We start from the raw sequence: 24,673 nt of genomic DNA, 5'->3' as shown, positions 1-24,673 counted from the left end.
GCTCGACCACGTCGTCACCATCGCAGTGCGGTCATCGATCACCCTTCGACGAGGAAGGCTGCGTGATGCATTCGGCTTACGGCTACCCAGCGCAGACGAACCGGGCATCGCGCGCGGTCTGCGGCGGTGAGACGGGCAACGCCCGGACCCACACGAGCGAGACCACCTCGTGGACGGTGGTCGAGGACGCCTGGAACCCGCAGCGCGCCAACTACTTCGAGACGATGTTCACCATCGGCAACGGGCGCCTGGGTACCCGTGGCTCGCTCGAGGAACGGCACACAGGGGCGTTGCCGGGCACGTTCATCGCCGGTGTCTACGACGCCTACGACTCCCCGGTCATCGATCTGGTGAACGCGCCGGACTGGCTCGACAGCGAGGTCTTCGTCGACGGTCTGCGCCTGGACACCGAGTCCGCGCAGGTGGTCGAGCATCGTCGTGCACTGGATCTGCGCAGCGGAGTCCTGCACCGCGACACCGTGTTCCGGCTGCCCAGCGGCGCGCGGGCCAGGCTGCGGACCGAGCGGTTCGCCAGTACCGCCGACCGAGATCTGTGCTGTCTGCGGATCGAAGTGACGTGCCTGGATTACGCGGGGGCGGTCACGGTGCGGACCGGTATCGACGCGAACCGGCGCAATCTCGAACGGTTGCCGACCTACCACGAACAGACGGCATTCGGCTACGAACGCAAGTGGGACAAGTGGGCCAAGTCCACGCACCTGGTGTCGGTCGGTGCGGGATTCGACGGTGAGGTCGGCGTCATCGAAAGCCGCACCATCGACAGCGGGGTCGACCTGGCCTATGCCTTCACCTGCTCGGCCGACAGCGGGCAGCGTCACCAGCGGGTCCGCCACGACGGCATCGAGGTGCAGTGGCATTTCGACGTGGGCGCAGACGAAACCGTGCGGGTGGACAAGCTCGTCGGTATCGCCACCAGTCGCGACTATCGAGCGGTGCGCCCACCTCGGGCGCGCGCACTCGACACCGTCGCGCGCGCAGACTCGTTCGATACCGCCGCCGCGGCCAACCGGGCGGCGTGGGATGGGATGTGGGCCGCCGCCGATTGCGAAGTGGTCGGCGACGATCGGGTGACCCAGGCGCTGCGGTTCGCGATCTATCACCTGCTCATCGCCGCGGACCCCGACGATCCGACCGTGAGCATCGGCGCGAAAGCGCTGTCCGGCGAGGGCTATCGTGGGCATGTCTTCTGGGATACGGAGGTGATGCTGCTGCCGTTCTTCCTGTTCACCCGGCCGCGCGCCGCCCGCGCGCTGCTGGGCTACCGTCACCACACCCTGCCCGGCGCGCGGGAAGTCGCCGCCGCCAACGGAACCGGCGGCGCGCGCTATCCGTGGGAATCGGCCGATACCGGCCGCGAGGAGTGTCCGCAATACACCCCGGACGGGAAGGACCGTTTCTACACCCGCGAAGAAGAACTGCACATCACCGCCGATATCGCCTACGCGATCATGCGCTACGCCGCCGTCACCGGCGATGACGACTACCTGTTCGGGGAAGGCTCGGAGATCCTGTTCGACACCGCTCGATTCTGGGTGCAGCGGTGCGTCGAGGACGGTGATCGGCTCGCCATCCGGACGGTGATGGGACCGGACGAGTTCCACTCCCACGTCGACAACAACGCGTTCACGAACAGGCTGGTGCACTGGCATCTTCAGCAGGCGGCGGCGGTGTACGAACGGATGTCGCGGGAACGGCCCGAGCGGGTGCACGAGCTCATGGCCTCGATCGGGCTGGAGGCGGGTGAACCAGCCCGGTGGCTCGCCACCGCGGACCGGCTGCGGGCGCCGACCGATCCCGACTGCGGTGTCATCGAGCAATTCGACGGTTATTTCGATCGCACGGTGGTGCCCATCGTCGACTGGGACGACAACGGCATGCCGCGACTTCCGGTCGGCTACAGCCCTTTCGACTGCGAGACCACCTCGCTGCTCAAACAGCCCGATGTGGTGATGCTGCTGCACATGCTGCCCGACGAATACTCCCCGGCCACCCGGCGGTTGAACTACGAGTTCTATGAGCAGCGCACGATGCACAAGTCGTCGCTCAGCCCGTCGATCCATGCGATCGTGGGGTTGCAGGTGGGCGATTGCCGCACGGCGGAACGGTATTTCGAGCGGTCGGCGTTCGTCGATCTCGACGACAACCAGGGCAATACCGAAGAGGGAATCCACATCGCGTCGGCGGCGGGCACCTGGCAGGTCGCGACGCACGGCTTCGGTGGATTGCGCGCCGACGCCGACGGATTGCGTTTCGCACCCGCGCTTCCGGCGTCCTGGCAACGGTTACGGTACGCGGTGCACTGGCGGGGTCGGTCGGTGCGGGCCGATCTCGGGCACCGGGACGCGCGCTTCGAGCTGGTCGGTGCGGGGCCATCGGTGGAGATCACGGTGTGGGGTCGGCCGGTGACACTCGAACCCGGTGTCGTGGTCGAGGTCGGGGCGCCATGACCGGCGTCTTCGACGCGCAGGCAGTGCTGTTCGATCTCGACGGCGTCCTCACCGACACCGCGGCGGTGCATCGGCGGGCGTGGTCGGCGCTGTTCACCGAGTTCTTGCCCGCCGTCGCGCCGGAAGCCGCCCCTTACACCGATGCCGACTACTTCGCGCTGGTGGACGGCAAAGCGCGTGCGGCGGGCGTGCGGTCGGTGCTCGCCTCGCGCGGCGTGAGCGTGCCCGACGGTGAGCTGGACGATCCACCCGGCGCGCAGACGGTGCACGGGTTGGGCAACCGCAAGAACGTCCGTTTCACCGAGATCATCCGTGGTGACGGTGTCGAGGTGTTCGACGGGTCGTTGCGCCTGGTCGACGCGCTCGCCGCCGCCGGTGTCCCGATGGCGGTGGTGTCGAGCTCGCGCAATGCGGTGCTCGTGCTGGACACCGCCGGCCTGCTGGGCAGGTTCACGATGGTGATCGACGGTGTGGTCGCCCACGACGAGCGCCTCGCGAGCAAACCGGCGCCCGACATGTTCCTCACGGCCGCGCGGGGTCTGGGCGTGGATCCGGTGCGCACGGTGGTGATCGAGGACGCGGTGTCGGGGGTCGAAGCGGGGCGCCGGGGCGGATTCCGGGTGATCGGGGTCGACCGGGGAACCGGCGCCTCGGCCTTGTGGGCCGCCGGTGCCGACGTCGTCGTCAGCGATTTGGCGGATCTGCTCGAAGACCAAAGGGATCGGCGCAGGTCTGCCGTGTCGGGGGAGATCTGAGTTACTCGACTTGAACTGAACGAGCTTCCGGGTCGGGCAAGTATTCACGCTCGCCGACATGCGCGTGACCGACGGACGATCCGTGGCCGCGCCCATTAGGCTGCGGCGGCGTCACGATCATGTCAGTGTGCTTCGATCAGGTCAGTTGTCCAATAGAGCCAATACCCAGAAGGTGACCATGCACGATCAGTTCTCGTCCGGAATCGGCCGTCGTGAAGTTCTGGCAGGCGCCGCCGGTGTCGTCGCGGGCCTGTCGCTGGTGGGGCTCACGCCCGCCGCGGCGGTGCCTGCCGAAGTGCCCAAGTTCACCCCGCAGGCCGGGCGTAACGTGCGGGTGCTGGTCACCGGCGACGCGGGCACCGGCACCCGCACCCAGTGGGCGGTAGCCGACGCGGCACGCGCATTCCACGCACGCCGGCCGTTCTCGCTCGCGGTGGGTCTGGGCGACAACATCTACGACACCGGACCCAACGGGCCCGACGACGAACAGTTCGCCACCAAATTCGAGAATCCCAATGCGGGACTGGACATTCCGTGGGCGATGGTGCTCGGCAACCACGACACCAGCTCGGTGTTCCCCGGCGACGGCGGCTGGCTGGCACGCGGCAACTTCGAGGTGGCCTACCACGCGAAGTCACAGCGCTGGTGGATGCCGAGCCGCTACTACTCGGTGCGCGTGCCCGAACAGAACCCGGTCGTGGAGTTCTTCGTGCTCGACATCAACCCCCTCGCGGCCTACATCCCGCCGTTCCTCGACCCCTACTGGGCCGTCGACGGGCCGTACATGAACGAACAGCGCGCCTGGCTCGACAGCGCGCTCGCCGAGTCCACCGCGCCGTGGAAGATCGCCTGCACCCATCAGGCCTACATCAGCAACGGCCCACACGGCGACGCGGGCAACTACGAGGGCCTGCCGGTCGAACCGATCAACGGCGTGCACGCCAAGCGCTTCTTCGAAGACCACGTGCTGGGCAAGGTGTCGTTTCTGCTGTCGGGCCACGACCACACCCTGCAGGTGCTCGAACCCACACCGGCGACCAAGGGCACCCGCCAGATCGTGTCGGGCGCGGCGGGCAAGACCGCGGGCGGTCAGCCGCGGCTGACGAGCGGTGCGCACAGCGCTCTGTTCGAAACCCAGCACGAACTGGGTTTCATGGTCTTGGACCTCACCGCCGACTCGGTGAACCTGACGGTGCTCACCGTCGACCCGGCCTCGGGCGCGAGCACCGAGGTCTTCGACCGGCGACTGGGCTGAGCGCGACCGGGTGCAGAAAACGCGGTGGCGGGAGGATGATCGGTGGATGGGCTTCTACACCGACCGGATCCTCCCGCACCTCACCGACAAAGTCTGCGGCGTCGCCCAGAACGGGCCGCTGCGCGAGCGAACCTGCGCCGGGTTACACGGCGAGGTGCTCGAAATCGGGTTCGGGTCGGGCAACAACATCGGGTTCTATCCGGCCGCGGTCGAGCGGGTCAGCGGGGTCGAACCCGCCGATACCGCGTGGAAGATCGCCGCGAAACGTGTCGCGGGCAGCTCGACCCCGATCGAACGCGCGGGCCTGGACGGCCAGTCGCTGCCGTTTCCCGACGCCACCTTCGACACCGCCCTGTCGACCTTCACTTTGTGCACCATCCCCGACATCGCGGCGGCACTCGCCGAGATCGGCCGGGTCCTGCGCCCCGGCGGCACCTTGCACTTCGTCGAACACGGACTCGCGCCGGAGGAATCGGTGCAGCTCTGGCAGCATCGCCTCGACCCGATCCAGCAGAAGATCGCCGGCGGGTGTCACCTCTCGCGCGACATCGCGGGACTGATCACCGAAGCGGGTTTCGAGATCACCGAACTCGACCGGTTCTATCAGCCGGGCGCCCCGAAAGCGTGGGCGGCGTTGTCCCTCGGCGTCGCGCGTTCTTCCTGAGAACAGCTGATCACCACGATCGGACCAGCGGGGCGTCATGCTCGCGCCGCTGCCATTCGGCGGTGAGACGTCCCAGCCTCTGCGGTGCGGCGATGCTGCGCATGCCGGCGATCTTGTCCGCACGCATCTCCAGGATCGCGACGCCGAGGACTCGATCGCCGAGCGTGACGAGCACGGCCGGGCAGCCGTTGGCCACAACCGCGTGGATCGACGGCGAGCCACCGGCGAGGCGTCGCTTGGCCGGGCTCGGTGTGAAACCGGCCCGCACCGCGGTGGCCAGGCGTTGCGGGCTCGCGTAGCGGATGAGCTTCGCGGCCGAGCCGCCGACGCCGTCGGAGATTCCGGTCGCGTCGTCGGTCAGCAGCGCGACCAGCCGATCGGTGCGACCCGAGGTGGCGGCCTCGATGAACGCCTGGACGACCCGGCGGGCGGCGCCGTGGTCGATGTCGATGGTGGTGCGCGCGGCGGTGATCCGCCCTCGCGCACGGTGCAGGTGTTGCTGACTCGCCGACACGGTGAGGTCGAGGATGCCGGCGATCTCGGCATGCCGGTATGCGAAGGCCTCGTGCAGTACGTACACGGCGCGTTCGGTCGGCGACAACCGTTCCATGAGCGTCAGCACCGCCAGGGTCACCGATTCGCGCTGCTCGACGGTGTCGGCGGGCCCGAGCATCGGGTCGCCGTCGAGCAGCGGTTCGGGCATCCAGGCGCCGACCGCACGCTCGTGGCGCGCCTTCGCCGAGCGGAGCCGGTCCAGCGCCAGATTCGTGACGATCTTGGTCAGCCACGCCTCCGGCACCTCGACATAGTCGCGGTCGGCGGCCTGCCACCGCAGGAACGCGTCCTGGACCGTGTCCTCGGCGTCGGCGGCCGAGCCGAGCAGACGGTAGGCGATCGAGGCCAGCCGGTGGCGGCTGGCCTCGAAACGCGCCACGGTGGCAGTGTCCATGAGCACGACTCTAGGTCGCGACCACGGCGTGGGGTCGATCGGTGACCGCGCGGTACCGGCGGCTGGGCATGCCGAAGGTGGGGTGGCTCAGGCTCCAGGGGTTGACCCCGAGGATCACCGCTTTGACGCGGGCGGCCGTTCGCCCGCGCAGGGCCCACGACTTCGATCGCGCGTCACCGTCGACCACCTGGAAGATCCCGTCCTTGCGGCCGAGGCTGATGTGGTTGCCCACATACGACAGTGAGGTCGTCGAGATCTTGCGCCCGGTCCGGTCTCCGACGATCGTGGCCGTGGCCTGCATGCTGGTGAATCCCGCGGACGCGCACGACATCGGCAACGGTAAACCGTTGTCGCCGATGACGAACGCGCTGTCACCGGCGACGTAGACGTCGGGGTGCGAGACCGACCGCATCTGCCGGTCGACGGTGATCTGCCCGTTGGGTTCCACCGCGAGACCGCTGGTCGCGGCGATCGGATGCACCGCGAACCCGGCTGCCCACACCGTCGCCTGCGCGGGGAAAGCGGTGCCGTCGGCGGCAACCGCGCCCGCCGCGTCGACCCGGGTGATGGTGGTGTTCTCGTGGACCGTGATCCCGAGCCGGTCGACGGCGTCGAACAGGTGGCGGCGGGCCTTGCCGCCCAGCCACCCGCCGAGTTCGCCGCGCGTGGCCAGGCCGACCTGGAGCCCTGGATGGGATTCGGCGATCTCGGTGGCGGCCTCGATCGCGGTCAGGTTGCCGCCGACCACCAGGACCTTTCCGTTCGTGCCCAGGTCGGCCAACCGGGCGCGCAGGCGCAGCGCGGCCGGGCGGGATGCCACGTGGTAGGCGTGCTCGGCGGCCCCGGCGATGCCGTGGACGGCGGCGGTACTGCCCAGCGAGTAGAGCAGGGTGTCGTATTCGAGCCTGTCGATGTCGTCGCCGTCGGCAATGGTGACCGTCCGGTGGTCGACATCGACGCCGCTCACCCGCGCTACCCGCAGCCGGATGCCGGTGCCCGCGAACACCTGCGTCAGCGGCAGGTGGCGCAGATTCTGCCCGGCGGCGAGTTGATGATTGCGCAGCCGCTCGGCGAAATCGGGTTCAGCGTTGACGACGGTGATCTCGAAGTCGTCGGAATGGAGTCGGCGGGCCAGTACCCCGGCGGAGAAGGCCCCGGCGTATCCGGCCCCGAGGACGACGATGCGGTGCTTCATGATTGGCTCCTGTCTGGTTCGCGTGCCTTCTGAACGAGACGGCCGCCGAAACCCTGACAGGATCGATCAGTGATGTAGGTCACGCCCGGGTGGCACGGGAGGTGGCGAGGAATTCGGTGATCGCGGTGGCGACGGCGGCGGGTTGGTCGAGCATCGACAAAACGTAGGCGTCGTCGATTTCGACCAGGCGGGAACGGGGAATCAGTGCCGCCAGGCGGTGGCCGTGGGAGCGGGGCATGACTTTGCCCGCGGACGACCACAGGACAAGGGTTTCGCCGGAGAAGCGGTGCAGGGCTTCGGTGTTGGTGACGAGTTCGCGCTTGTCGAAGCCGGAGCGGGTGTAGGCGAGCAGGTCGGCGCGGATGCGGGGGTCACGCAGGCCCGGTTCGGTCCAGGCGTGGACCAGGGCGTCAGGGAGGGGAGTTTTCGCCATCCAGCCGAACATCACGGGGCTGCGGCGCAGCCAGCCGATGCGCATCTGGCGCAAGGCCAGGGTGATGCCGCCGGGTAGGGCCGAGGCGAGCGTGGCGGTTTTGCCCGGGAGGCCGGGCGGGAAGTTGTCGAAGGCTTCGCTGGGGAAAATGATCAAGCGCCCGACTCGTTCGTCGAGGCCGTAGGCGGTGAGGAACAGAGCCCCGCCCCAGTCGGAGTGCACGAGGGTGACGTCGTGCAGGTCCAGTGCGGCGAGGAAGTCGGCGACGAGCTGATTGAGGCCGCGCAAGCTCAGGTCGGTGCCCGGGCGCAGGGGTTCGGGGTGGGCGCCCAGCGGTAGGTCGGGCAGGACGTAGCGGAAGCCGGTGGGCAGATGGTCGAGAACCGAATCCCAGACCGTGTGGTTCATCAACAGTCCGTGCAGCAGGACCACCGGGGGCCCTTCGCCGTGTTCGCGGTAGTGGAGCCGACCCGCATCGAGTTCGACGATCGCCATGACATCCTCCCTTGCCCTCCACGGCTAGAGCGTTTGCTCTAGCGTGTTTGCTCTAGTCTGGTGGAGTGAGCGAGCAGATGTCAACGAGTACCCGCGAGCGACTGGTGACCGCGGTCGCGGAATTGATGCGCGTCCACGGCTATAGCGCGATCACCGTCAAACAGATCACCGCCGCCGCCGAGGCGCCGATGGGGTCGCTCTACCACCACTTTCCGCAGGGCAAAGTGCAGATCGCGGCCGAGGCGCTGCGCAGCACCGGCGCGGCCTACATCCAGCTGCTACCGCTGCTGATGGACCCGCACGAGGATCTGCGGGTGGCCGTGCCCGCCGCGTTCGACGACGCCGCGCGCACACTCGAGGAGTCGGGGTGGATGAACATGTGCCCCGTCGGCACCGTCGCGGGCGAGATCGCCGACAGCGAACCGGTTTTGCGGGAGGTGGCCGCGGAGGTCGTGCGGGACTGGATCGACCAGGGCACACGGTATTTCGTCGAACGCGGCGTCGGGCAAGCCGCGGCACGCGAGCTGATCTTGGCGATGTTGGCCGCGCTGGAAGGGGCATTCATTCTGGGCCGCACACTACATTCGGCCGAACCGTTGCGCGCGGCCGGTCAGGCGATGGAGGCGCGGGTGGATATGGTGCTCGCCGCGCGCGAGGGCGCTGTCGTCGATCGGTGATCACCCGGCACACCACGGTGGCCGTGTCACGGGCCCTGTGACACGGCTGTGGTTGCGCGAGTGGGTATCTCATCACGCGGCGGCGAGTGCTCCGGTGATCTTGCGGGTCATGTCGACCATCGTCGGGTTGGGCCGAGTCTGGTAGAGCTGGGCGGTGTCGAGGGCGACGGCGATGGTGTTGCGGAAGTTCTCGGCCTCCACCGGGTCGTACCGGCCGAGCAGACTCACCGCCGCGGTGAGGGCGGGCAATACCTGATCGGCGAGTTCGGCGACCGAGGAGCCGCTCAGTGCGATGTGCCCGGACTTCTCGGCCAGCACGTGCCCGACCACACCGGTCGCCGACGACAGCGCGATGGTGCCGGTGGTGGCGATCTTGTGCGGCTTGCCGGTAGCCCCGCCCGCGGCGGCGAGCAGGGAAACCGCACCGTACGCGGCGGTGCGCACAGTGATCTTTTCCTGGGCGGTGAGGGTGACAGACATGGCGTTTCTCCTTGGGGTTCTGTTTGTGGGGGAAGGGAATCGGTACCGAGTCAGCGCGAGGCGGTGGTCTCGATCTCACGGACGGCGTCGGCGATGGCGCGGAAGTCCTTGCGCAGGATCGCGCCGTGGTTGCTGGCGACTTTGGCGCTGACGCGAATGTTGGGGTTGCTGTCGAGCACCGCGTCCAGTCCGGCGCGGATCTTCTCCTGCTCGTCGCCACGGCTGCCGAACGAGGTTCCCGAAGCGACCACATACCGCACCGGGACGGTGATGGTATTCAGCACCGGACCCAGTGCGCTGACGCTGGAGAGCTTGCCGAGTTCGATATTGCTGTCGGCCTGCTGCTGTGCGGTCAAACGGGGCGCGAGCCCGGTCGGGCGAGCCAGCGGCAGCACCCAGCTGAGCCGCTTGAACAGCTTGCGGATGCGCTGCTCCATCGCCTCGTCGAGCCAGTCGTAGGGGAACGCGCCGTCGACGAGGACCGCGCCGAGCGCGCCGGCCGGGTTGCGGCTGGTCCAGTGCGCCCCGAGGTAGGCACCGTAGGACCAGCCGACCAGGATCGGCTTCTCGGTGACACCTCTGGCCGCGAGGATCGCGTCGATATCGCGCACGCAGGTGTCGAAGGAGTAGTCGGCCGACTTCTTGGACTTGCCGCGAGCCCGCTCGTCGAAGGTGATGTGACGGTAGCCGGGGCCGAGGTCGGCGATGACCCGGCGCCAGTAGCCCTGGGTGGCGAACTGGCCGTTGAGGTAGACCACCGGGGTTCCGGTGCCGCCGGTGTCGGTGACGGCCAGTTCGGTGTCGTCGATTGTCACCATGCCGGTCCAGGGGGCGATGGTGCTGGTGGGGTTCGAGGAAGTCATTGTCGTGTCCTTGCGTTGCGGTGTTCGGCATTTACTGATGACTAAAAGGTAGATTGCGTTCACTCATCTGTCAACAGTCAACTTGAGTGCAAATGCGTGGTAGAGAACGATAAAGCGCTGATAGTGCAATGACAATGAGCGTGAATGCAACGGGCTCGTGCGTTGCGCTTTGCAATGAAATGAAGGTGAATGCATACTGGGCGTGGTGCGGGCCACCCGCTTCGTACCGGTCGACAGAGAGGTGACCAGCAGCGATGCCCGGAGGCAGACTCACCGACGCGGACCGTCAGCACATCGCCGCGGGGCTCGCGGACGGACTCGGCTACGCCGAGATCGGGCGCGCGCTCGGCCGGCCGGCCTCGACGATCATGCGCGAAGTCACTCGCAACGGCGGACCCGACGACTACCGGGCCGAACGCGCGCAGGCAGCCACCCAGCAGCGCGCACGCCGCCACAAGCAGGCCCAACCGCTCGCGCCACCGATCCCCGACGGTGGTTACGGGCGCGACCCCCGCGCGGTCGCCGACTTCACCGAATCGTTCACCGCGCTGCTCATCGAACAGGGTCTGCCCCGGATGGAAGCCAGAGTGCTTGCCTGCCTGCAGATCACCGACTCCGGAGCGCTCACCGCCGCCGAGCTGGTCGCGCGACTACGCGTGAGCCCGGCCTCGATCTCCAACGCGGTCGCTTTTCTCGAGCAGCAGGGCATGCTGCGCCGCGAACTGGTTCCCGGTGAACGGCGCGAGCGCTACCTCGTCGACGACGACATCTGGCTGCGCAACCTCGTCGCCTCGGTGCAGATGCAGAACTCGTTGTCGGCCATGACCCGGCGCGGCGTCGAGATCCTGGGCCCCGATACCCCGGCCGGTGCCCGCTTCGAACAATCCGCCGAGTTCGTCGCCATCGTCGGCGCGGCACTGCGCCAGGCCATGGAGCAGTGGCGAGTGCGCCTGGCCGAACGCAGCGCCGAACGCGAGCTGAATACCGGGGCCTAACCCTGGGCTGTGAGAACTATCCGGGCCACCAGCGCTCGGTGATCGGCGCCGGGTACGGCGACAGTTTCGACGCTGGTGGCGCGGGCATTCGCGAGCAGGAAATGGTCGATGCCCACCAGCGGCGGGATGGCCTTGTCGGTCGGGTAGGTGACCAGGTGACCCGCGCCGGCTTGGAACGCCGCGTCGGCGAAACGCCCCGACGCCAGGGCGCGGAAGCGGGCATGGTCGTAGGTGGCGTTGAAATCGCCGCCGGCGATCACGGGGCGATCGGTGGGGGACAGGCGCAGGATCTCGTGCAAGCGGGCGAGCTCGTCGGCCCAGACACCGGTGTCGTAGACGGGCGGGACGGGATGGAAGGCGTAGATCGCGACCGGGCCGAGCTCGGGGACGGTGGCGGTGGCCGAGATCTGATTGAGGACGTAGCCGTCGTATTCGACGGTGTCCGACAACGGGAATCGGCTCCAGATACCGGTACCGCTGGCAGTCTGGCCCGGTGCGAGGTAGCGGTGGGGCAGCAACTCGTCGAGGCCGGCCCGCGACAAGCTCGCCACGGCCGCGCGGGTGAGCTCGTTGACGGTCAGAATGGCGATGTCGCGCGCACGCACCTGGTCGACGAGCGCCCGCGGATCGGCGCCGTCGAAGAGCAGATTGGCCTGCATCGCCACGATCGGCTGTCCCCGACCACCGTTCTGTGCGACATACAGCGGCGCCTGTGTCGCGATCCCCGCGCCCGCCACCACCACGGCCACACCGGTCGCGATCCACTGCCTGGTCGCCGCGAAACCGGCGACGCCGAGCACCGCACCGCCCATCAGATAGGGCGCGCCCGAAGCCGCGAGGACGAGCGGCTCCAGCGGCCAGCGGGTGAAATGCAAGGCGACCCCGGCAGCGCCAATCGCCGTCGCGGCACCGGCCAGCACGCGGACACCGACTCGGACAACCTGCGCTCTCATCACATCAGCCAAGCACGCCACCTGGACGCAGGCGAATTCCTAGTTCTGCTCACGCCGAGTTCGGCGCGCGAGCAGCGGCGCAAGGGTCCTGAGGGCGGCAGTTGGCGCGACGGGTGCGCGAATGGTGGTAGGAAAGGGGACGTGTCGGCATCTGGCGAGAATTCTGGTTCGAACGGGCGGTCCCGCGCGGAAGACGAGGTGGTGGAGCTGGTCAGCAAGCTGATCCGGTTCGACACCTCCAACACCGGCGAGCTGTCCACCACCAAAGGTGAGCGTGAGTGCGCCGAGTGGGTGGCACAGCAGTTGCACGAGGTCGGTTACGAGACCGAATACGTCGAATCCGGTGCGCCCGGGCGCGGGAACGTGTTCGCGCGGTTGAAGGGCGCCGATTCCAGCCGCGGGGCGCTGATGATCCACGGGCACCTCGATGTGGTGCCCGCCGAGGCCGCCGACTGGAGCGTGCACCCGTTCTCGGGCGCGGTGCGCGAGGGCTACGTGTGGGGGCGCGGCGCGATCGACATGAAGGACATGGTCGGGATGACGCTGGCGCTGGCCCGCCAGTTCAAGGCCGAGGGCACGGTTCCGCCGCGCGATCTGGTGTTCGCGTTCCTGGCCGACGAGGAGAACGGCGGCAAATGGGGCTCGCAGTGGCTGGTCGAGCACCGGCCCGACCTGTTCGACGGTGTCACTGAAGCAGTCGGTGAGGTCGGCGGGTTCTCGCTGACCGTGCCCCGCCCCGACGGCACCGAACGCAGGCTCTACCTGGTGGAGACCGCGGAGAAGGGCCTGGGCTGGATGCGGTTGCGTGCCAAGGCCCGCGCCGGACACGGGTCGTTCCTGCACGAGGACAACGCCGTCACTATCCTCGCCGAAGCTGTCGCGCGCCTGGGCCGCCACACCTTCCCCGTGGTGCTGTCGGACTCGGTGGCCGAGTTCCTCGCCGCGGTCAGCGAGGAGAGCGGGCTGGCGTTCGACCCGCACGGACCCGATATCGAAGGTCAGCTGGCCAAGCTGGGCACCATCTCGCGCATCATCGGCGCCACCCTGCGCGATACCGCGAATCCGACGATGCTGCAGGCCGGGTACAAAGCCAACGTCATCCCCCAGACCGCGGAGGCCGTGGTCGACTGCCGGGTGGTGCCGGGACGGCAGGCGGCGTTCGAACGTGAGGTCGACGAGCTGATCGGACCCGACGTGGAGCGGGAATGGATCACCAAACTCGACTCCTACGAGACCACCTTCGACGGCCACCTCGTCGACGCCATGAACGACGCGGTCCTGGCCCACGACGCCGACGGCCGCACCGTGCCCTACATGCTGTCGGGTGGCACCGATGCGAAAGCATTCGCCCGCTTGGGGATTCGCTGCTTCGGTTTCGCGCCGTTGCAGCTGCCTCCCGAGCTGGACTTCACCGCCCTGTTCCACGGGGTGGACGAGCGGGTGCCGGTGGCATCACTGGAATTCGGCACCCGGGTGCTGGAACACTTCCTTCTGCACAGCTGACCTCGACCCGAAAGGTCCTCGATGACTTACAACCCGTATGACGCGTTGCCGCAGGTGCCCTCGTTCACCGTTACCTCCGCCGACATCACCGATGGTCAGCCCTTGGCCAACGATCAGGTGTCGGGAGTGTTCGGTGCCGGCGGCAAGGACATCTCGCCGCAGCTGAGCTGGTCCGGATTCCCCGAGGGCACGCAGAGTTTCGCGGTGACGGTGTACGACCCGGACGCACCGACCGCGTCGGGGTTCTGGCACTGGGCCGTGGCCAATATTCCGGCATCGGTCACCACCCTCGATACCGGTGCGGGCAGCGAAGGCGGGAGCTTGCCCGCCGGTGCGGTGAGCTTGCGCAACGACGGTGGTTTTCCCGGCTTCGTCGGTGCGGGACCGCCGAAAGGCCATGGTCCACACCGGTATTTCGTGGTCGTGCACGCCGTCGACGTGCCCGAACTCGAGGTCGGGCCCGACGCCACGCCCGCCTACCTGGGGTTCAACCTGTTCTTCCACACCCTGGCCAGGGCCACCCTGATCGGGACCTACGAACAGAACTGAGAACGTGCAACGGCGGTGGCCCTGAGACTTCCAGGGCCACCGCCGTTTTCGCAACTACTTCACGTTGACGACATGCTCGGGCGGGGTCGCGGCGTAGAGCTCGGTGATGGTCTCGGCGTACTTGTTCGAGATCGGGGTCCGCTTGAGCGACATCTTCGGGGTCAGCTCGTCACCGCCGGGCTCCCACAGGTTCTCGACGATCACGAAACGCTTGATCTGCTCCACCCGCGAGAGCTTGCGGTTGCCCGCGAGCACCGCTTCCCTGACCTCGTCGACGATCTCCTTGCGCCGGGCCAGTTCCGCGTGGGTGGCGTCGGTGGCGCCGAAGTCCTTGGCGCGCAAGGCCGCGACGTCGGGGTCGAGCATGATCAGGGCGGTGATGTAGGCGCGGGCCTCGCCGATCGCGACGGCCTGGCCGATCATCGACGAGGCCGCCTTCATGGCGTTCTCGATATTGGAGGGGGCGATGTTCTTGCCCGCTTCGCTGATGATCAGTTCCTTCTTGCGATCCACGATGCGCAGGTAGCCGTCGGCGTCGAGGGTGCCGATGTCGCCGGTGTGCAGCCAGCCGTCGTCGTCGATCGCCTCGGCGGTCTTGTCGGGCATGTTGCGGTAGCCGGGGGTGATGATCGGGCCGCGCAGCAGCACTTCACCATCGGCGTCGAGACGCAGTTCGCACCCGTCCATCACCCGGCCGACCGAGCCGGGGCGCGGTTTGTCGAGTTCGGTGTAGGTGCCGACGCCCGCGGTTTCCGACATCCCCCACACCTCGGTGACGGCGAAGCCGAGGCCGAGGAAGTACTCGAGGGTCTCCGGCGGTACCGGTGCGGCACCGGAGGCCGCACACTTCAGCTCCGCGAACCCGAGCGCTTCACGCAGTTTCGCCAGCACGAGCGTGTCGGCGATCTTGTGCTGCACGCCGAGTACCAGCGAACTCTCACCGGCCAGCTTCGCCTTGGCCTGCGCGACGCCGACACCGATCGCCCAGTTGGCCAGTGCCTTCTTGACCGGGCTCGGCTCGACCGCGAGCTTGTTCTCGATCCCCGCCTTGATCTTCTGCCACACCCGCGGCACACCGAAGAACACCGTCGGACGGGCGTCCGGCAGAGCGGCGGCGATCTCCCGCGGATCGGTGACGGTGGTGATCTGGATGCCGGTGAGCAGGCTCATCGCATGCGCGGAGATGCGGTCGGCGACGTGCGCGGCGGGCAGATACGACACCGCGCGGTCGTCGAAACCGACCGGCAACGGACCCGAGACGAGGCCGACGACCTGGGCGATCACATTGCTCTGGGTGAGCTCGACGCCCTTGGACGGGCCGGTGGTGCCGGAGGTGTAGATCAGGGTGGCCAGGTCGCCGGGCTGGACCGCCTGCCAGGCCGCGTCGAAATCGAAGTCCGGTGCGGGATCGGATTCGAGCTCGGCCAACGTGACGGTGCCCTCGGCGGTGCCGTCGACGATGACGGTGTGCTCGATCTCGGCGCCCGAGGCGCGGATGGTGTCGAGGAACGCCTGCTCGGTGATGACCACCGTGTTGCCCGCGTTGGCGAACACGTGCGCGATCTGTTCGGTGGAGCTGGTGTTGTACACCGAGAACGGGATGGCGCCCAGGTGCAGGGCGGCAGTGTCGATCAGGTTGAACTCGGGTCGGTTGGTGAGCATGATGCCGACCGCGTCACCGTGACGCACACCGAGTTTCGCCAACCCGGCGGCCAGTGCGCGCACCCTCGTCGCATATTCGGCCCAGGTGATCTCCTGGGTGCCACCGACCGTGCGCAAGGCGATCTGGTCGGGCCGCAACGCGGCGGTCTGCTGGAAGGCGGCGGGCACGGTGTGCACCGTGACCCCGGATGCGTGCGCGAAACCGATGTCTGTCATATCCCTGTTCCCATAGGCCGAGCTGGACGCCGAGCCAATGCGAGCGAAACTGCCTCGTTGTCTCGAGACAGGGGCGGCAACAGTGGCGTGGCTCACTTATCGTAACCGGACATACGGGATTACGAGGGGGGTTACCGGCGACCTCGTGGTCGCCACCACGACCGCGCCCGCTCCGATCGCTGCTCGTCGGCGAGCGGATCGGCGGGGATGGTGTGCTGGCGGTGGCGCCGTTTGGCCTGCAGATATTGCCTGCCGCGCGGGGAGTGCAAGGCGATGGTGAGGGCGACGGGCTCGACGGTGATCCCGGCCTCGGTCAGCGCCCGGCACTTGTCGGGGTTGTTGGTGAGCAGCCGGACCCGGGTGAGTTCGAGGTCGCGCAGAGCGTGCGCGGCGGGCTCGTAGCGGCGGGTGTCGGCGTCGAGGCCGAGGCGCCGATAGCTGTCGAAGGTGTCGGTGCCGGACTGTTCGCTCTCCCGGTAGCCGCGGGCCTTCCAGATCAGGCCCGCCCCGCGACCTTCCTGTTCGAGGTAGACGAGCACACCGGCGCCCTCGGCCTGGATGCGGTCCATCGACTCGGTGAGCTCCCCGCCGCAGTCGCAGTCGTCGGAGCCGAGACCCTCGCCGTAGAGGCATCGCGAGTGCACCCGCACGAGGCAGCCGTCGCGGGGCTCGCCGAAGAGGAAAAGGTGCCCGCCGTCGTCGCGGTCCGGGATCTCGATCACCCGAATCGGTAGCTGCTTGCCCTGGCGACCCAGTCGGTGTGCGGTATCGGCACCGGTTTCCCCGGTCCTGGCACCGCCGAACGACAGAATGGTCAACGATCCTCCGTGCGTGGACAGGGCGACAAGGCGCCGATGCCGGACAGGCGTGAGCTGAATGTCGCGACCTTACCCCCGGATCAGGCCGGGGGCGCGTACAGGCGCACGATGCGGTCGATCTCCTCGGCACTCGGCATCGACACCGCCACCGCGCCCAGATTCTGGGTCGGAATCATCGCCGCGGTCGCCCACACGAAATCAGTTGCGGTGAGCGGGGTTCCGGAATTGACGAGACGATAGGCCAGCGCGCCGGTGAAGGCGGCGGCGGCACCGACCGAGGCCTTGAGTACCTGCGGGAAATGGTCGATGACTGTCTCGATCGTGTCGGAGGCGACCACACACCGGAAGTTCTCGACTGTGCACACGGTCCCGACTCCGAGGCCGCGCAACAGCCGGGCGATATCGGCGGCGGATTCGGCGGATACATCGGGCAGCAGCGCGTCGAGGTCCGCGGCCGCGCCGACGAGGTAGTCGACCGCGCCCAGATGTCGATACAGGCTCTGCGGCACCGGCATGGCCGGTGTCGGACACACGATAACGGGTGGTTTGGGTCGCATCTGCGACACCATCGACAGCACCTGCTCGATCACCGAAGGTGGCGGTTCGAAACTCAGGATCACCGCATCCGAGGCTTCCAGGGCGGCGCGGAGTTCGGGACGGTGGAGGTCTTCGTCTTGGAGCTGGACGCGATTGTCACGGCAGCCGATGATGCGGCTCTCGCCGTTGGGGGTGATCACCACGGCGGTGACCAGCGACGTCGCGAACGGAACGACCTTGACCAGGTCGAGGTGGACGCGTTCGGATTCGATGAATTCGAGGATGCGACGGCCGTATTCGTCGCCGCCGACGGCGCAGACCAGATGCACGCCGATGCCGAGACGGGCTGCCGCGACCGCCCGGTTCAGCCCTTTGCCGCCGGGGTGCCCGGTAAAGCTGCCGCTGGCCGCGTTGTCGGCGGCCGGGAAGGAGTCGACCCGGTAGAGGTGATCGATGACGGCGTCACCGAAGACCGTGACGACACCGCGTTGCGTGGGCACGGCAGTGGTTTGGGCGACGGAGGGTCCGGCCATCGGATAGCCGGAATCGGTGGCGAGCAGCCCGGCGAGCGCGGTGAAGGCGTTGTGTTCGGAGACCGTACGCAACCGTTTGACAGTGGGAGCCTCCGGAACGGGGTCGACATCGAGCAAGGTGTGCAGCGCGATCCACTGCTCGGTCAAGGCCTCTCGACGTTCCCCGAGGTTGTCTGCGTAGAGGCGTTCGACATCGACACCCACGCCGGGGCGGTCGCGAAACAGCCCGAGCGAGAGTGCCGCGTCCACGATCAGCCGGTCCGTCGGCGCCAGCCACTGCGTGACCTCGCGCACCACGGGCAGGATCGAGGCCTCGACACTGGCGCCGGTACGCCGTGCGTGCCGGCGCACCGACAGCAGCTCTAGCAGCGGCGCAGCGTCGATCTCGGTGTGGCGCAGGCGTTCTGCGTTCAAGCCCGCGTACTTGCCCAGCCTGGCCAGGATGGAGCGGATCGCGGCGACGCGGGCGTCCTGGGGAACCATCGGCATGCTGCCTCCCGTCCACTTGTCGAGGCCGGCGCGCACCCGATCGGGGCGGACGCCGCACTGCGATCGCCACAATGCCGGGTTTGCCATGCCCGAAATCCGGCAATTACCTACTAACAATGGCAATTGACCAAGACAATTGGCAAATGCCACACTGGATTACGGGGAGTGGATGCCCCGCCAGACGCTCGGGGAGGGCGCAGCGCCCCGCCGGGGAAGGCAGGTCCGCGATGGTTATTCATGGCACCGACGACACGTTACGCAGCGACCGCACGCCGGAATTCGCCCAGCGAACCGACACCGGCGGCTGGCGATTGAGCTGGTTGCCCGAGTACACCCTGACCCGTGAGCAGGCCTGGGCGGGCATGGAGCTCGACGAACTCGTCAGCGATCTCGCCGCTGTGCACGACCGGCTCGCGCACGCCGAGATCAGTGCCCGCGCCGATCTGCTCGGCATCATCTGGCAGCAGGCTCTGATCAAGCTCGCCAAGCGCATCGACGCTCGCCGGGACGGCGACGACGCGCCAGCAGGGGAGTCGTTGCACGATCCACCGGCGCAACTGTCCCGGCTACGCCCGGCCCGATCGATGCACGACGACCGGGCGCCCCAGGCGAACTACGGCTGAGAACTCAGGCCGAGTGGGCGCGGTGCTCGGCGCCGACGGCGTCGGACAGGCGGGCGTAGCCACCCGCGCGCAGGTTGGCGGCGATGCCGCGGTGGACACGGGTGGTCCAGAAGGGGCCACCGTAGATGAACCCGGTGTAGCCCTGCAGCAGAGTGGCCCCGGCAAGGATGCGGGCCCAGGCCTGCTCGGGGGTTTCGATGCCGCCCACCGAGATCAGGACCACCCGATCGCCGACGCGGGTGTAGAGGCGGCGCAGGACCTCCAGCGCACGTTCCGCCACGGGGGCGCCCGACAGCCCGCCCGCGCCCATGGCTTCGACCTCGGCGGCCGAGGTGGCCAGGCCGTCACGGCGGATGGTGGTGTTGGTGGCGACGATGCCCGCCAGACCCAGCTCGACCGCGAGGTCGGCGACGGCGTCGATGTCGTCGTCGGACAGGTCGGGGGCGATCTTCACCAGGACCGGCACCGACACGCTGTCGAGCACAGCCTGCAGGATCGGGCGCAGCGACTCCACGGCCTGCAGGTCACGCAGGCCGGGGGTGTTGGGGGAGGACACGTTGACGACGACGAAGTCCGCGAGCGGACCGAGTAATCGGGCGCTGGTCGCGTAATCGCCCGCGGCGGCGTCGGGTTCGGTGACCTTGGTCTTGCCGATGTTCGCGCCGATCGGGACGGTGGGGCGCGCGCCGTGCAGGCGAGCGGCCGCGGCGGCGGCACCGTGGTTGTTGAAACCCATCCGGTTGATCAGGGCGTGGTCGGCGGGCAGCCGGAACAGTCGCGGCGCGGGGTTGCCGGGCTGGGCATGCGCGGTGACCGTGCCGATCTCGGCGAATCCGAAACCCAGTGTGCCCCAGGCATTCGCGCCGTCGGCGTTCTTGTCGAAACCGGCGGCCAGACCCAGCGGCGCGGGGAAGTCGACACCGAACGCGGTGGTGGCCAGGATCGGGTCCCCCACCACGGTGAGCTTGCGGGCCAGCCAGCGCGTCGGCGGGAACCAGGTGGCGAAACGTAGCGCGGCGAACACCAGGTGATGCACCCGCTCCGGCGGGATCAGGAACATCAGGCGTAACAGGAGGGCGTACATGGTCGGCTCACAATCCGGGTTCGGGCACAGGCAGGACGGCATTCTTGCGGCGGCGCAACAGCACCCGGCGACTGCCGTCGGTGTAGGCGCGCACCCGGGACAACTCCCAGCCACCGAATTCGGCCTGGATGGCCAGTCGCATCGAGGCGGTGACACGGTTGACCTCGGGTGGCAGCCGCAGGGGCACGTATTCGTAGTCGTCGTTGCTGGTTTCCCAGCTCGGCGGTAACGCCGAGCGCGCATTGCGAGGTGTGGCCATCACTGCCCTCTCTTTTGCTCTTGCACGCCGATCCGCTGCAGGCCATCGCCCGCGGCCGAGGCGACGAACAGGTCGCCGGTGCGTTCGTCGACGGTGATCGCGTCGGGTTGGCGCAGTGTCGCCAGCCTGGCCACCTCGACACCGATGCCGGTCGACAGGTCGTAGCCGACGACCTCGTTGCTCAGCGTGGCGCTCACCCACACCAGCTCCGACCGCGAGTCGTAAGCGAGCGCGTAAGGCGATGATGATACCGGGAAACGCTGGCGCAGCACGAGCGGACCGGCCGAGTAGACCAGCAGTTCACCGCCCGCGGTGTCGGCCACGATGATGCGGCCGTGCGGGTCGGTGATGGCGTTGGTGGCGCCGTCGCCGGCGCGCAGCATCAGGCCGAGCGCGTCCTCGCCCACCGCGACGACGGCGGTTTGCTTGCGGTCGAGCACAGTGATGTTCTCGCCGGTCACCGCGATCGCGTCGGCCGAGACGAGACCGGTGATCGTGCGGGTGACGGTGCCGTCGGCGTTCAGTTCGCGCACGGTGCCGTCGGCGGTGCCGACGACGAGTGTGCCGTCGGTGCGAGTGTGCACGCTGTGCACGTCACCGTCGACAGTGGTCTCGGTGAGCGCGCCGGTGCCCGCGTCTACCCGCAGAACCCGGTTGGGGGCGGCGACGAGGACTTCGCCGGGCTTGCCCTGGGCCAGTGACGCGCCGGCGGCGGGGAGGGCGACCGCGCGTGAGGTTGCCGGTGCGGCGGGGTCGATCAGCGACAGCGTGGTGCCCGCGGTATCGAGGGCGGCGAGCAGACCGGTCGAGTGTTCGGCGAGCAGTGCTTTGGTCGCGGCCGCGGCGAAGACCCGCCCCGCGGGATCGACCGCGGCGGGCGAGACCGCCGCGGTCGCGGGCGCCCTGGTCGGCACATCGGGACCGCCGTCTTCACCGCTGCACCCGGTCAGTACCACCAAAACCGCCGCGCCGACCAACGCAGAGGCGACCGAGCCACGAGGGCGCATGCACCGAACTCCTTCAATCCGCACGAGGTGACTGCCTTGATCACCATCTGACCATGATGACTCACCAGTAGCTCCGACCGGGTATCTGGCGTCGGAGCTGTCGGTGACGCGCGTTACTGTTGACGTGTCGAGCAATTGATCGCCATGCAACGGCAGGAGATCCCCACGATGACCGACCGGACACCGGCGGGTTTCGGCATCGATGACATCTCTGTGGGACCGTTCGCCCACGGCTTCGGCACCACCGACGACGGTCACCCCTTCGCCTTCCGCACTCACCGCGCCACCCTCACGGTGCAGATCTATCGCGCCGACCTGGGCGACGCGGTGCCCAGATCCGACGACGTGGTGGCCCAAGCCCAGGCGCAGGTGACCGACATCGACCTCGGCGACGAACGCAGCGTCAGCGCCTTCGTGCGCGATCTGCTCCTCGACGCCGACCCTGTCGAGGCGCCCGCAACCAGTGACATCTCCACAGTTCGCGCCATCCTGGGACGGATCAGTGCCGTCATTGATGGTATGTAGATGGTGATGTCTTCCACACTTTCCGCCAGGGCCGCTGCGGCCACCGCCTGCCTCACGGCCCTCGTCGCCCTCGCCGCGTGCGCGGGAACCACCGACGAGGCCTCGGTCGACGCCGCACGGTCTTCGGCCAACGCCTCCCTCGCTTCCTCCGTCGCGACCTCGGCCAGCAAGGCCAATGTGCCGCTGCCGACCGCCCAACAGCTCGACGCGCAGATCAAACGCGCGCTCGACCCCAACCTGCCCGATGTCGAACGCACCGAACTGATCGAAGACGGCGCCGCGTTCTCCGACGCCATCCCCGACATGTACAAGGCGCTGCGCGACAACCCCCACGCGGTGTACGGCGTCGTCGACCCGGTCTTCGACAACCGTGACGGCACACTCACCGCCACCATGCGCCTGGACAAGGACGGTTCGGGCACCAACGTGCGCACCACCATCGTGCATTTCGTGTTGCTCGACGGTAAGTGGAAGATCTCGCGCACCGACCTGTGTGGCATCCTGCGCTCGGCCGACTACCGCACCGCCGCCTGCGGCTGAGATGCGCGAATCTCGATCCATGCGGTGGGGCAGGTTCGTCTACCGCCACCGATTCCTCGTGCTCGGCTTCTTCGTGCTGACCGTGCTGATCTCGGGGTGGTTCGGTCGCGACCTCGCCGACCGCTACACCCAGGAGGGCTGGTTCGACGAGTCGAGTCAGTCGGTGGCGGCGTCCAAACTGGCCGATGACATTTTCGGCCGCGACACCGACGGCGATCTGATCGTCATCTACACCGCCCCACCCGGCACCACTGTCGACGATCCCGCCGTCCGGGGACCGGTGACGGCCGCCCTGGCCGACCTGCGCAAACAGCACGGTGAGCGCATCCACAAGATCGACAGCTACTGGGACAGCCCCTTCTCTGCCAATGCCTCCGACCCGACCAAACAGCACGCGTTCGCCAGCATCGGGCTGGCCGGGGGCGGCGGAACCGCGACGGTCAACAACTACCTCGCGCTGAAACCCCATCTGCACGCCGATGTCCCCGGCGCCGGGCCCGGCGGGACGACAGTGCAGCTGGCAGGGCTGCAGCCGGTGGTCGAGGGCATCAATATCGGGATGCAGCACGACATCAAGCGCGCCGAGATCATCGCCTTGCCGATCGTGGCGATCCTGCTGTATTTCGTGTTCGGCGGGGTGATCGGCGCACTGCTGCCGGTGCTGATCGGTGGGCTCACCATCCTCGGCACCTCCGGGATCTTGCGGGTGCTCACCGCCCATATCGAGGTCAACGTGTTCGCCAGCGCGGTGATGACGTTGGTCGCGCTCGGATTGGCGATCGACTACGGACTGTTCACGGTGACCCGGTTCCGGGAGGAACTCTCGGCCGGGCGATCGGTCGAGGACGCGACCGCGCGGACCGTCGCCACGGCGGGGCGCACGGTGCTGTTCTCCGCGGCGATCATCGCTTTGAGCCTCGGTGCGCTGTTCATCTTCCCGAACGGGGTGCTGCGCTCGGTGCCCTACGGTGGCATCTCCGCGGTGATGCTGGCGGCGCTGCTGTCGGTCACCGCGCTGCCCGCCGCGTTGAGTATCGCCGGCCACCGGATCGACTGGCTGGGCTGGAAACGTTTCTCGCGCAGCAAGACCGAAGCCGAGATCGATGCCGGGTTCTTCTCCCGGCTGGCGCAGTGGGCGATGCGACGGCCGTGGGCGGTGGTGATCCCGATCGTGCTCGGACTGCTCGCGCTGAGTATTCCGTTGCGCCACATCGAGTTCGGTGGGATCAGCGAGAAATACCTGGCTGCCGACAACCCCGCGCGGGTGGCCCAGGAAGACTTCGATCACCTGTTTCCCGGTTTTCGCACCGAACCGCTGAAACTGATCGTGGTCGGTGCCTCACCCCAGCAGTTGAGCGATATCCGGTTCGAGGCCAATCAGGTTCCCGGACTGACCGGGCGGTTCGAACCTGCGGCGGCGACCAAGGACAACGTCAACGTGCTCTCCGCCGGGCTCGGCGACAAACGCGACGCCGACCGCGTGATCGACGCACTGCGTGCGCTGCCCGCCCCACCGGGCGTGCAGGTGATGGTCGCCGGCATCCCCGCGCTCGAACGCGACAGCATCAACGGGTTGATCGACGGGTTGCCACTGCTGTTGGCGATCCTGATCGCGGCGGCGCTGGCATTGATGATCGTGGCGTTCCGGTCGGTGATCCTGGCGGTGAAGGCCGTCGCGATGAGCGCGCTCAGCCTGGTCTCGACCCTGGGTGTGCTGACCTGGATCTTCGTGGAAGGGCACGGGTCCGGGGCATTCCAGTTCACGCCGGGACCGCTGATGTTCGCGGTAGTCGCCTTGATCGTGACGGTGATCTTCGGATTGTCCACCGACTACGAGGTGTTCCTGCTGTCCCGGATCGCCGAGAAACGGGCCGCGGGCGCCGATGCCGCCGAATCCATCCGCTACGGCGTGGCCCACACCGGCGGGGTGATCACCTCGGCGGCCGCGATCCTGATCGTGGTGACCGGCGCGTTCGGCTTCTCGGATCTGGTGCTGATGAAATACATCGCCTACGGGATGATCGTGGCCCTGATCATCGACGCCACGATCATCCGGATGGTGCTCACACCGGCCCTGTTGAAGATCATCTGGAAATAGCAGGTTCGACCAGGGGGCCGACGGTGCGGACTCGAGGAGCTGCAGTGA

General features: G+C 68.0%; 24 protein-coding genes. 12 read left to right on the top strand and 12 right to left on the bottom strand.

Going from position 1 to position 24,673, the window contains the following annotated elements; genetic code table 11:
* Positions 1-65 precede the first annotated feature (65 nt).
* From ACWFRF_RS18625 to ACWFRF_RS18610, 4 genes are all read left to right on the top strand, one after another.
* A complete protein-coding gene (locus ACWFRF_RS18625; RefSeq protein WP_452451360.1) occupies positions 66-2,468 on the top strand; it encodes a glycoside hydrolase family 65 protein in 2,403 nt (800 codons plus the stop codon).
* Positions 2,465-3,223 (top strand): HAD family hydrolase, encoded by a 759-nt coding sequence (locus ACWFRF_RS18620; protein ID WP_379314514.1) that lies wholly within the window; start codon positions 2,465-2,467, stop codon positions 3,221-3,223. The genes ACWFRF_RS18625 and ACWFRF_RS18620 overlap by 4 nt, the downstream gene beginning before the upstream one ends.
* A 178-nt stretch (positions 3,224-3,401) precedes the next feature.
* The gene (locus tag ACWFRF_RS18615) at positions 3,402-4,478 is read left to right on the top strand and encodes a metallophosphoesterase (protein ID WP_378991866.1); all 1,077 of its coding nucleotides are present in this window, start codon (positions 3,402-3,404) and stop codon (positions 4,476-4,478) included.
* A 46-nt stretch (positions 4,479-4,524) separates the two neighbouring features.
* A complete protein-coding gene (locus tag ACWFRF_RS18610; protein WP_378991865.1) occupies positions 4,525-5,142 on the top strand; it encodes a class I SAM-dependent methyltransferase in 618 nt (205 codons plus the stop codon).
* Positions 5,143-5,152: 10 nt separating this feature from the next.
* Here the strand turns inward: ACWFRF_RS18610 and ACWFRF_RS18605 are convergent, their stop codons facing one another.
* From ACWFRF_RS18605 to ACWFRF_RS18595, 3 genes are all read right to left on the bottom strand, one after another.
* Positions 5,153-6,091: a sigma-70 family RNA polymerase sigma factor gene (locus tag ACWFRF_RS18605; protein WP_452451178.1), complete on the bottom strand. Its 939-nt coding sequence runs from the start codon at positions 6,089-6,091 to the stop codon at positions 5,153-5,155.
* A 10-nt stretch (positions 6,092-6,101) separates the two neighbouring features.
* Positions 6,102-7,286: an NAD(P)/FAD-dependent oxidoreductase gene (locus ACWFRF_RS18600; RefSeq protein ID WP_452451176.1), complete on the bottom strand. Its 1,185-nt coding sequence runs from the start codon at positions 7,284-7,286 to the stop codon at positions 6,102-6,104.
* Between the two features lie 79 nt (positions 7,287-7,365).
* Positions 7,366-8,214 (bottom strand): alpha/beta fold hydrolase, encoded by an 849-nt coding sequence (locus tag ACWFRF_RS18595; protein ID WP_452451174.1) that lies wholly within the window; start codon positions 8,212-8,214, stop codon positions 7,366-7,368.
* A 65-nt stretch (positions 8,215-8,279) separates the two neighbouring features.
* Here ACWFRF_RS18595 and ACWFRF_RS18590 point away from each other — a divergent pair, with 65 nt between their 5' ends.
* Positions 8,280-8,891, top strand: a complete 612-nt coding sequence (locus ACWFRF_RS18590) for a TetR/AcrR family transcriptional regulator (RefSeq protein ID WP_452451172.1) — start codon at positions 8,280-8,282, stop codon at positions 8,889-8,891.
* A gap of 72 nt (positions 8,892-8,963) precedes the next feature.
* Here the strand turns inward: ACWFRF_RS18590 and ACWFRF_RS18585 are convergent, their stop codons facing one another.
* Both ACWFRF_RS18585 and ACWFRF_RS18580 read right to left on the bottom strand, forming a co-directional pair.
* Entirely contained in the window at positions 8,964-9,371 is a 408-nt protein-coding gene (locus tag ACWFRF_RS18585; RefSeq protein WP_378991858.1) for a hypothetical protein, read from the bottom strand.
* 50 nt (positions 9,372-9,421) lie between these two features.
* Positions 9,422-10,234: an alpha/beta fold hydrolase gene (locus tag ACWFRF_RS18580; RefSeq protein WP_452451170.1), complete on the bottom strand. Its 813-nt coding sequence runs from the start codon at positions 10,232-10,234 to the stop codon at positions 9,422-9,424.
* A 254-nt stretch (positions 10,235-10,488) separates the two neighbouring features.
* On the opposite strand from ACWFRF_RS18580, the gene ACWFRF_RS18575 reads away from it, so the two are divergent.
* The gene (locus tag ACWFRF_RS18575; protein WP_387444941.1) at positions 10,489-11,229 is read left to right on the top strand and encodes a GbsR/MarR family transcriptional regulator; all 741 of its coding nucleotides are present in this window, start codon (positions 10,489-10,491) and stop codon (positions 11,227-11,229) included.
* On the opposite strand, the gene ACWFRF_RS18570 is transcribed toward ACWFRF_RS18575, so the two are convergent.
* Positions 11,226-12,182 carry an endonuclease/exonuclease/phosphatase family protein gene (locus ACWFRF_RS18570; protein ID WP_452451168.1) on the bottom strand — a complete coding sequence of 319 codons (957 nt, stop codon included), beginning with the start codon at positions 12,180-12,182 and terminating at the stop codon, positions 11,226-11,228. The two genes, ACWFRF_RS18575 and ACWFRF_RS18570, sit on opposite strands and share 4 nt — an antisense overlap.
* 141 nt (positions 12,183-12,323) lie before the next feature.
* Here ACWFRF_RS18570 and ACWFRF_RS18565 point away from each other — a divergent pair, with 141 nt between their 5' ends.
* Positions 12,324-13,685, top strand: a complete 1,362-nt coding sequence (locus tag ACWFRF_RS18565; protein WP_452451166.1) for a M20/M25/M40 family metallo-hydrolase — start codon at positions 12,324-12,326, stop codon at positions 13,683-13,685.
* 21 nt (positions 13,686-13,706) lie between these two features.
* A complete protein-coding gene (locus ACWFRF_RS18560) occupies positions 13,707-14,234 on the top strand; it encodes a YbhB/YbcL family Raf kinase inhibitor-like protein (protein WP_387444944.1) in 528 nt (175 codons plus the stop codon).
* A 54-nt stretch (positions 14,235-14,288) separates the two neighbouring features.
* Here ACWFRF_RS18560 and ACWFRF_RS18555 read toward each other — a convergent pair whose 3' ends face one another.
* The 3 genes from ACWFRF_RS18555 to ACWFRF_RS18545 form a co-directional block, all read right to left on the bottom strand.
* Positions 14,289-16,112, bottom strand: coding sequence for an AMP-dependent synthetase/ligase (locus ACWFRF_RS18555; RefSeq protein ID WP_452451164.1), 1,824 nt, complete (start codon positions 16,110-16,112; stop codon positions 14,289-14,291).
* Between the two features lie 131 nt (positions 16,113-16,243).
* Positions 16,244-16,930 carry a GTP cyclohydrolase II RibA gene (gene ribA, locus ACWFRF_RS18550; protein WP_378991850.1) on the bottom strand — a complete coding sequence of 229 codons (687 nt, stop codon included), beginning with the start codon at positions 16,928-16,930 and terminating at the stop codon, positions 16,244-16,246.
* Between the two features lie 80 nt (positions 16,931-17,010).
* Positions 17,011-18,639, bottom strand: coding sequence for a PfkB family carbohydrate kinase (locus ACWFRF_RS18545; RefSeq protein ID WP_452451162.1), 1,629 nt, complete (start codon positions 18,637-18,639; stop codon positions 17,011-17,013).
* 77 nt (positions 18,640-18,716) lie between these two features.
* Here ACWFRF_RS18545 and ACWFRF_RS18540 point away from each other — a divergent pair, with 77 nt between their 5' ends.
* Positions 18,717-19,112: a hypothetical protein gene (locus ACWFRF_RS18540; protein ID WP_378991848.1), complete on the top strand. Its 396-nt coding sequence runs from the start codon at positions 18,717-18,719 to the stop codon at positions 19,110-19,112.
* 4 nt (positions 19,113-19,116) lie between these two features.
* Here ACWFRF_RS18540 and ACWFRF_RS18535 read toward each other — a convergent pair whose 3' ends face one another.
* The 3 genes from ACWFRF_RS18535 to ACWFRF_RS18525 are packed head-to-tail and all read right to left on the bottom strand — an operon-like array spanning position 19,117 to position 21,462.
* Positions 19,117-20,196, bottom strand: a complete 1,080-nt coding sequence (locus ACWFRF_RS18535; RefSeq protein WP_452451160.1) for a quinone-dependent dihydroorotate dehydrogenase — start codon at positions 20,194-20,196, stop codon at positions 19,117-19,119.
* Positions 20,197-20,203: 7 nt separating this feature from the next.
* Positions 20,204-20,455: a DUF5703 family protein gene (locus ACWFRF_RS18530; RefSeq protein ID WP_378652767.1), complete on the bottom strand. Its 252-nt coding sequence runs from the start codon at positions 20,453-20,455 to the stop codon at positions 20,204-20,206.
* Positions 20,455-21,462: a YncE family protein gene (locus tag ACWFRF_RS18525; protein WP_452451158.1), complete on the bottom strand. Its 1,008-nt coding sequence runs from the start codon at positions 21,460-21,462 to the stop codon at positions 20,455-20,457. Before ACWFRF_RS18525 ends, ACWFRF_RS18530 begins: the two co-directional genes overlap by 1 nt.
* A gap of 168 nt (positions 21,463-21,630) precedes the next feature.
* Between ACWFRF_RS18525 and ACWFRF_RS18520 the strand changes: the two genes are divergently transcribed.
* The 3 genes from ACWFRF_RS18520 to ACWFRF_RS18510 are packed head-to-tail and all read left to right on the top strand — an operon-like array spanning position 21,631 to position 24,625.
* Complete coding sequence (locus ACWFRF_RS18520; RefSeq protein ID WP_378629053.1) at positions 21,631-21,987, top strand: hypothetical protein; 357 nt, start codon at positions 21,631-21,633, stop codon at positions 21,985-21,987.
* 6 nt (positions 21,988-21,993) lie between these two features.
* Positions 21,994-22,527, top strand: coding sequence for a hypothetical protein (locus tag ACWFRF_RS18515; RefSeq protein ID WP_378991844.1), 534 nt, complete (start codon positions 21,994-21,996; stop codon positions 22,525-22,527).
* A gap of 19 nt (positions 22,528-22,546) precedes the next feature.
* Positions 22,547-24,625, top strand: coding sequence for an MMPL family transporter (locus tag ACWFRF_RS18510; protein WP_378991843.1), 2,079 nt, complete (start codon positions 22,547-22,549; stop codon positions 24,623-24,625).
* Positions 24,626-24,673 lie beyond the last annotated feature (48 nt).

It is taken from the genome of Nocardia sp. NPDC055165 (assembly GCF_053606985.1).
The sequence above is the reverse complement of the archived record's forward strand: the minus strand, read 5'-3'. Positions and strand labels throughout refer to the sequence as shown.

What these genes read in the sequence shown, in the direction of transcription:
- ACWFRF_RS18515 (WP_378991844.1), top strand. Translation starts at nt 21,994, where the DNA reads ATGTCTTCCACACTTTCCGCCAGGGCCGCTGCGGCCACCGCCTGCCTC.
- ACWFRF_RS18520 (WP_378629053.1), top strand. Translation starts at nt 21,631, where the DNA reads ATGACCGACCGGACACCGGCGGGTTTCGGCATCGATGACATCTCTGTG.
- ACWFRF_RS18575 (WP_387444941.1), top strand. Translation starts at nt 10,489, where the DNA reads ATGCCCGGAGGCAGACTCACCGACGCGGACCGTCAGCACATCGCCGCG.
- ACWFRF_RS18595 (WP_452451174.1), bottom strand. Translation starts at nt 8,214, where the DNA reads ATGGCGATCGTCGAACTCGATGCGGGTCGGCTCCACTACCGCGAACAC.
- ACWFRF_RS18605 (WP_452451178.1), bottom strand. Translation starts at nt 6,091, where the DNA reads ATGGACACTGCCACCGTGGCGCGTTTCGAGGCCAGCCGCCACCGGCTG.
- ACWFRF_RS18615 (WP_378991866.1), top strand. Translation starts at nt 3,402, where the DNA reads ATGCACGATCAGTTCTCGTCCGGAATCGGCCGTCGTGAAGTTCTGGCA.
- ACWFRF_RS18540 (WP_378991848.1), top strand. Translation starts at nt 18,717, where the DNA reads ATGGTTATTCATGGCACCGACGACACGTTACGCAGCGACCGCACGCCG.
- ACWFRF_RS18555 (WP_452451164.1), bottom strand. Translation starts at nt 16,112, where the DNA reads ATGACAGACATCGGTTTCGCGCACGCATCCGGGGTCACGGTGCACACC.
- ACWFRF_RS18525 (WP_452451158.1), bottom strand. Translation starts at nt 21,462, where the DNA reads ATGCGCCCTCGTGGCTCGGTCGCCTCTGCGTTGGTCGGCGCGGCGGTT.
- ACWFRF_RS18600 (WP_452451176.1), bottom strand. Translation starts at nt 7,286, where the DNA reads ATGAAGCACCGCATCGTCGTCCTCGGGGCCGGATACGCCGGGGCCTTC.
- ACWFRF_RS18560 (WP_387444944.1), top strand. Translation starts at nt 13,707, where the DNA reads ATGACTTACAACCCGTATGACGCGTTGCCGCAGGTGCCCTCGTTCACC.
- ACWFRF_RS18585 (WP_378991858.1), bottom strand. Translation starts at nt 9,371, where the DNA reads ATGTCTGTCACCCTCACCGCCCAGGAAAAGATCACTGTGCGCACCGCC.
- ACWFRF_RS18535 (WP_452451160.1), bottom strand. Translation starts at nt 20,196, where the DNA reads ATGTACGCCCTCCTGTTACGCCTGATGTTCCTGATCCCGCCGGAGCGG.
- ACWFRF_RS18610 (WP_378991865.1), top strand. Translation starts at nt 4,525, where the DNA reads ATGGGCTTCTACACCGACCGGATCCTCCCGCACCTCACCGACAAAGTC.
- ACWFRF_RS18510 (WP_378991843.1), top strand. Translation starts at nt 22,547, where the DNA reads ATGCGGTGGGGCAGGTTCGTCTACCGCCACCGATTCCTCGTGCTCGGC.
- ACWFRF_RS18580 (WP_452451170.1), bottom strand. Translation starts at nt 10,234, where the DNA reads ATGACTTCCTCGAACCCCACCAGCACCATCGCCCCCTGGACCGGCATG.
- ACWFRF_RS18625 (WP_452451360.1), top strand. Translation starts at nt 66, where the DNA reads ATGCATTCGGCTTACGGCTACCCAGCGCAGACGAACCGGGCATCGCGC.
- ACWFRF_RS18530 (WP_378652767.1), bottom strand. Translation starts at nt 20,455, where the DNA reads ATGGCCACACCTCGCAATGCGCGCTCGGCGTTACCGCCGAGCTGGGAA.
- ACWFRF_RS18570 (WP_452451168.1), bottom strand. Translation starts at nt 12,182, where the DNA reads ATGAGAGCGCAGGTTGTCCGAGTCGGTGTCCGCGTGCTGGCCGGTGCC.
- ACWFRF_RS18620 (WP_379314514.1), top strand. Translation starts at nt 2,465, where the DNA reads ATGACCGGCGTCTTCGACGCGCAGGCAGTGCTGTTCGATCTCGACGGC.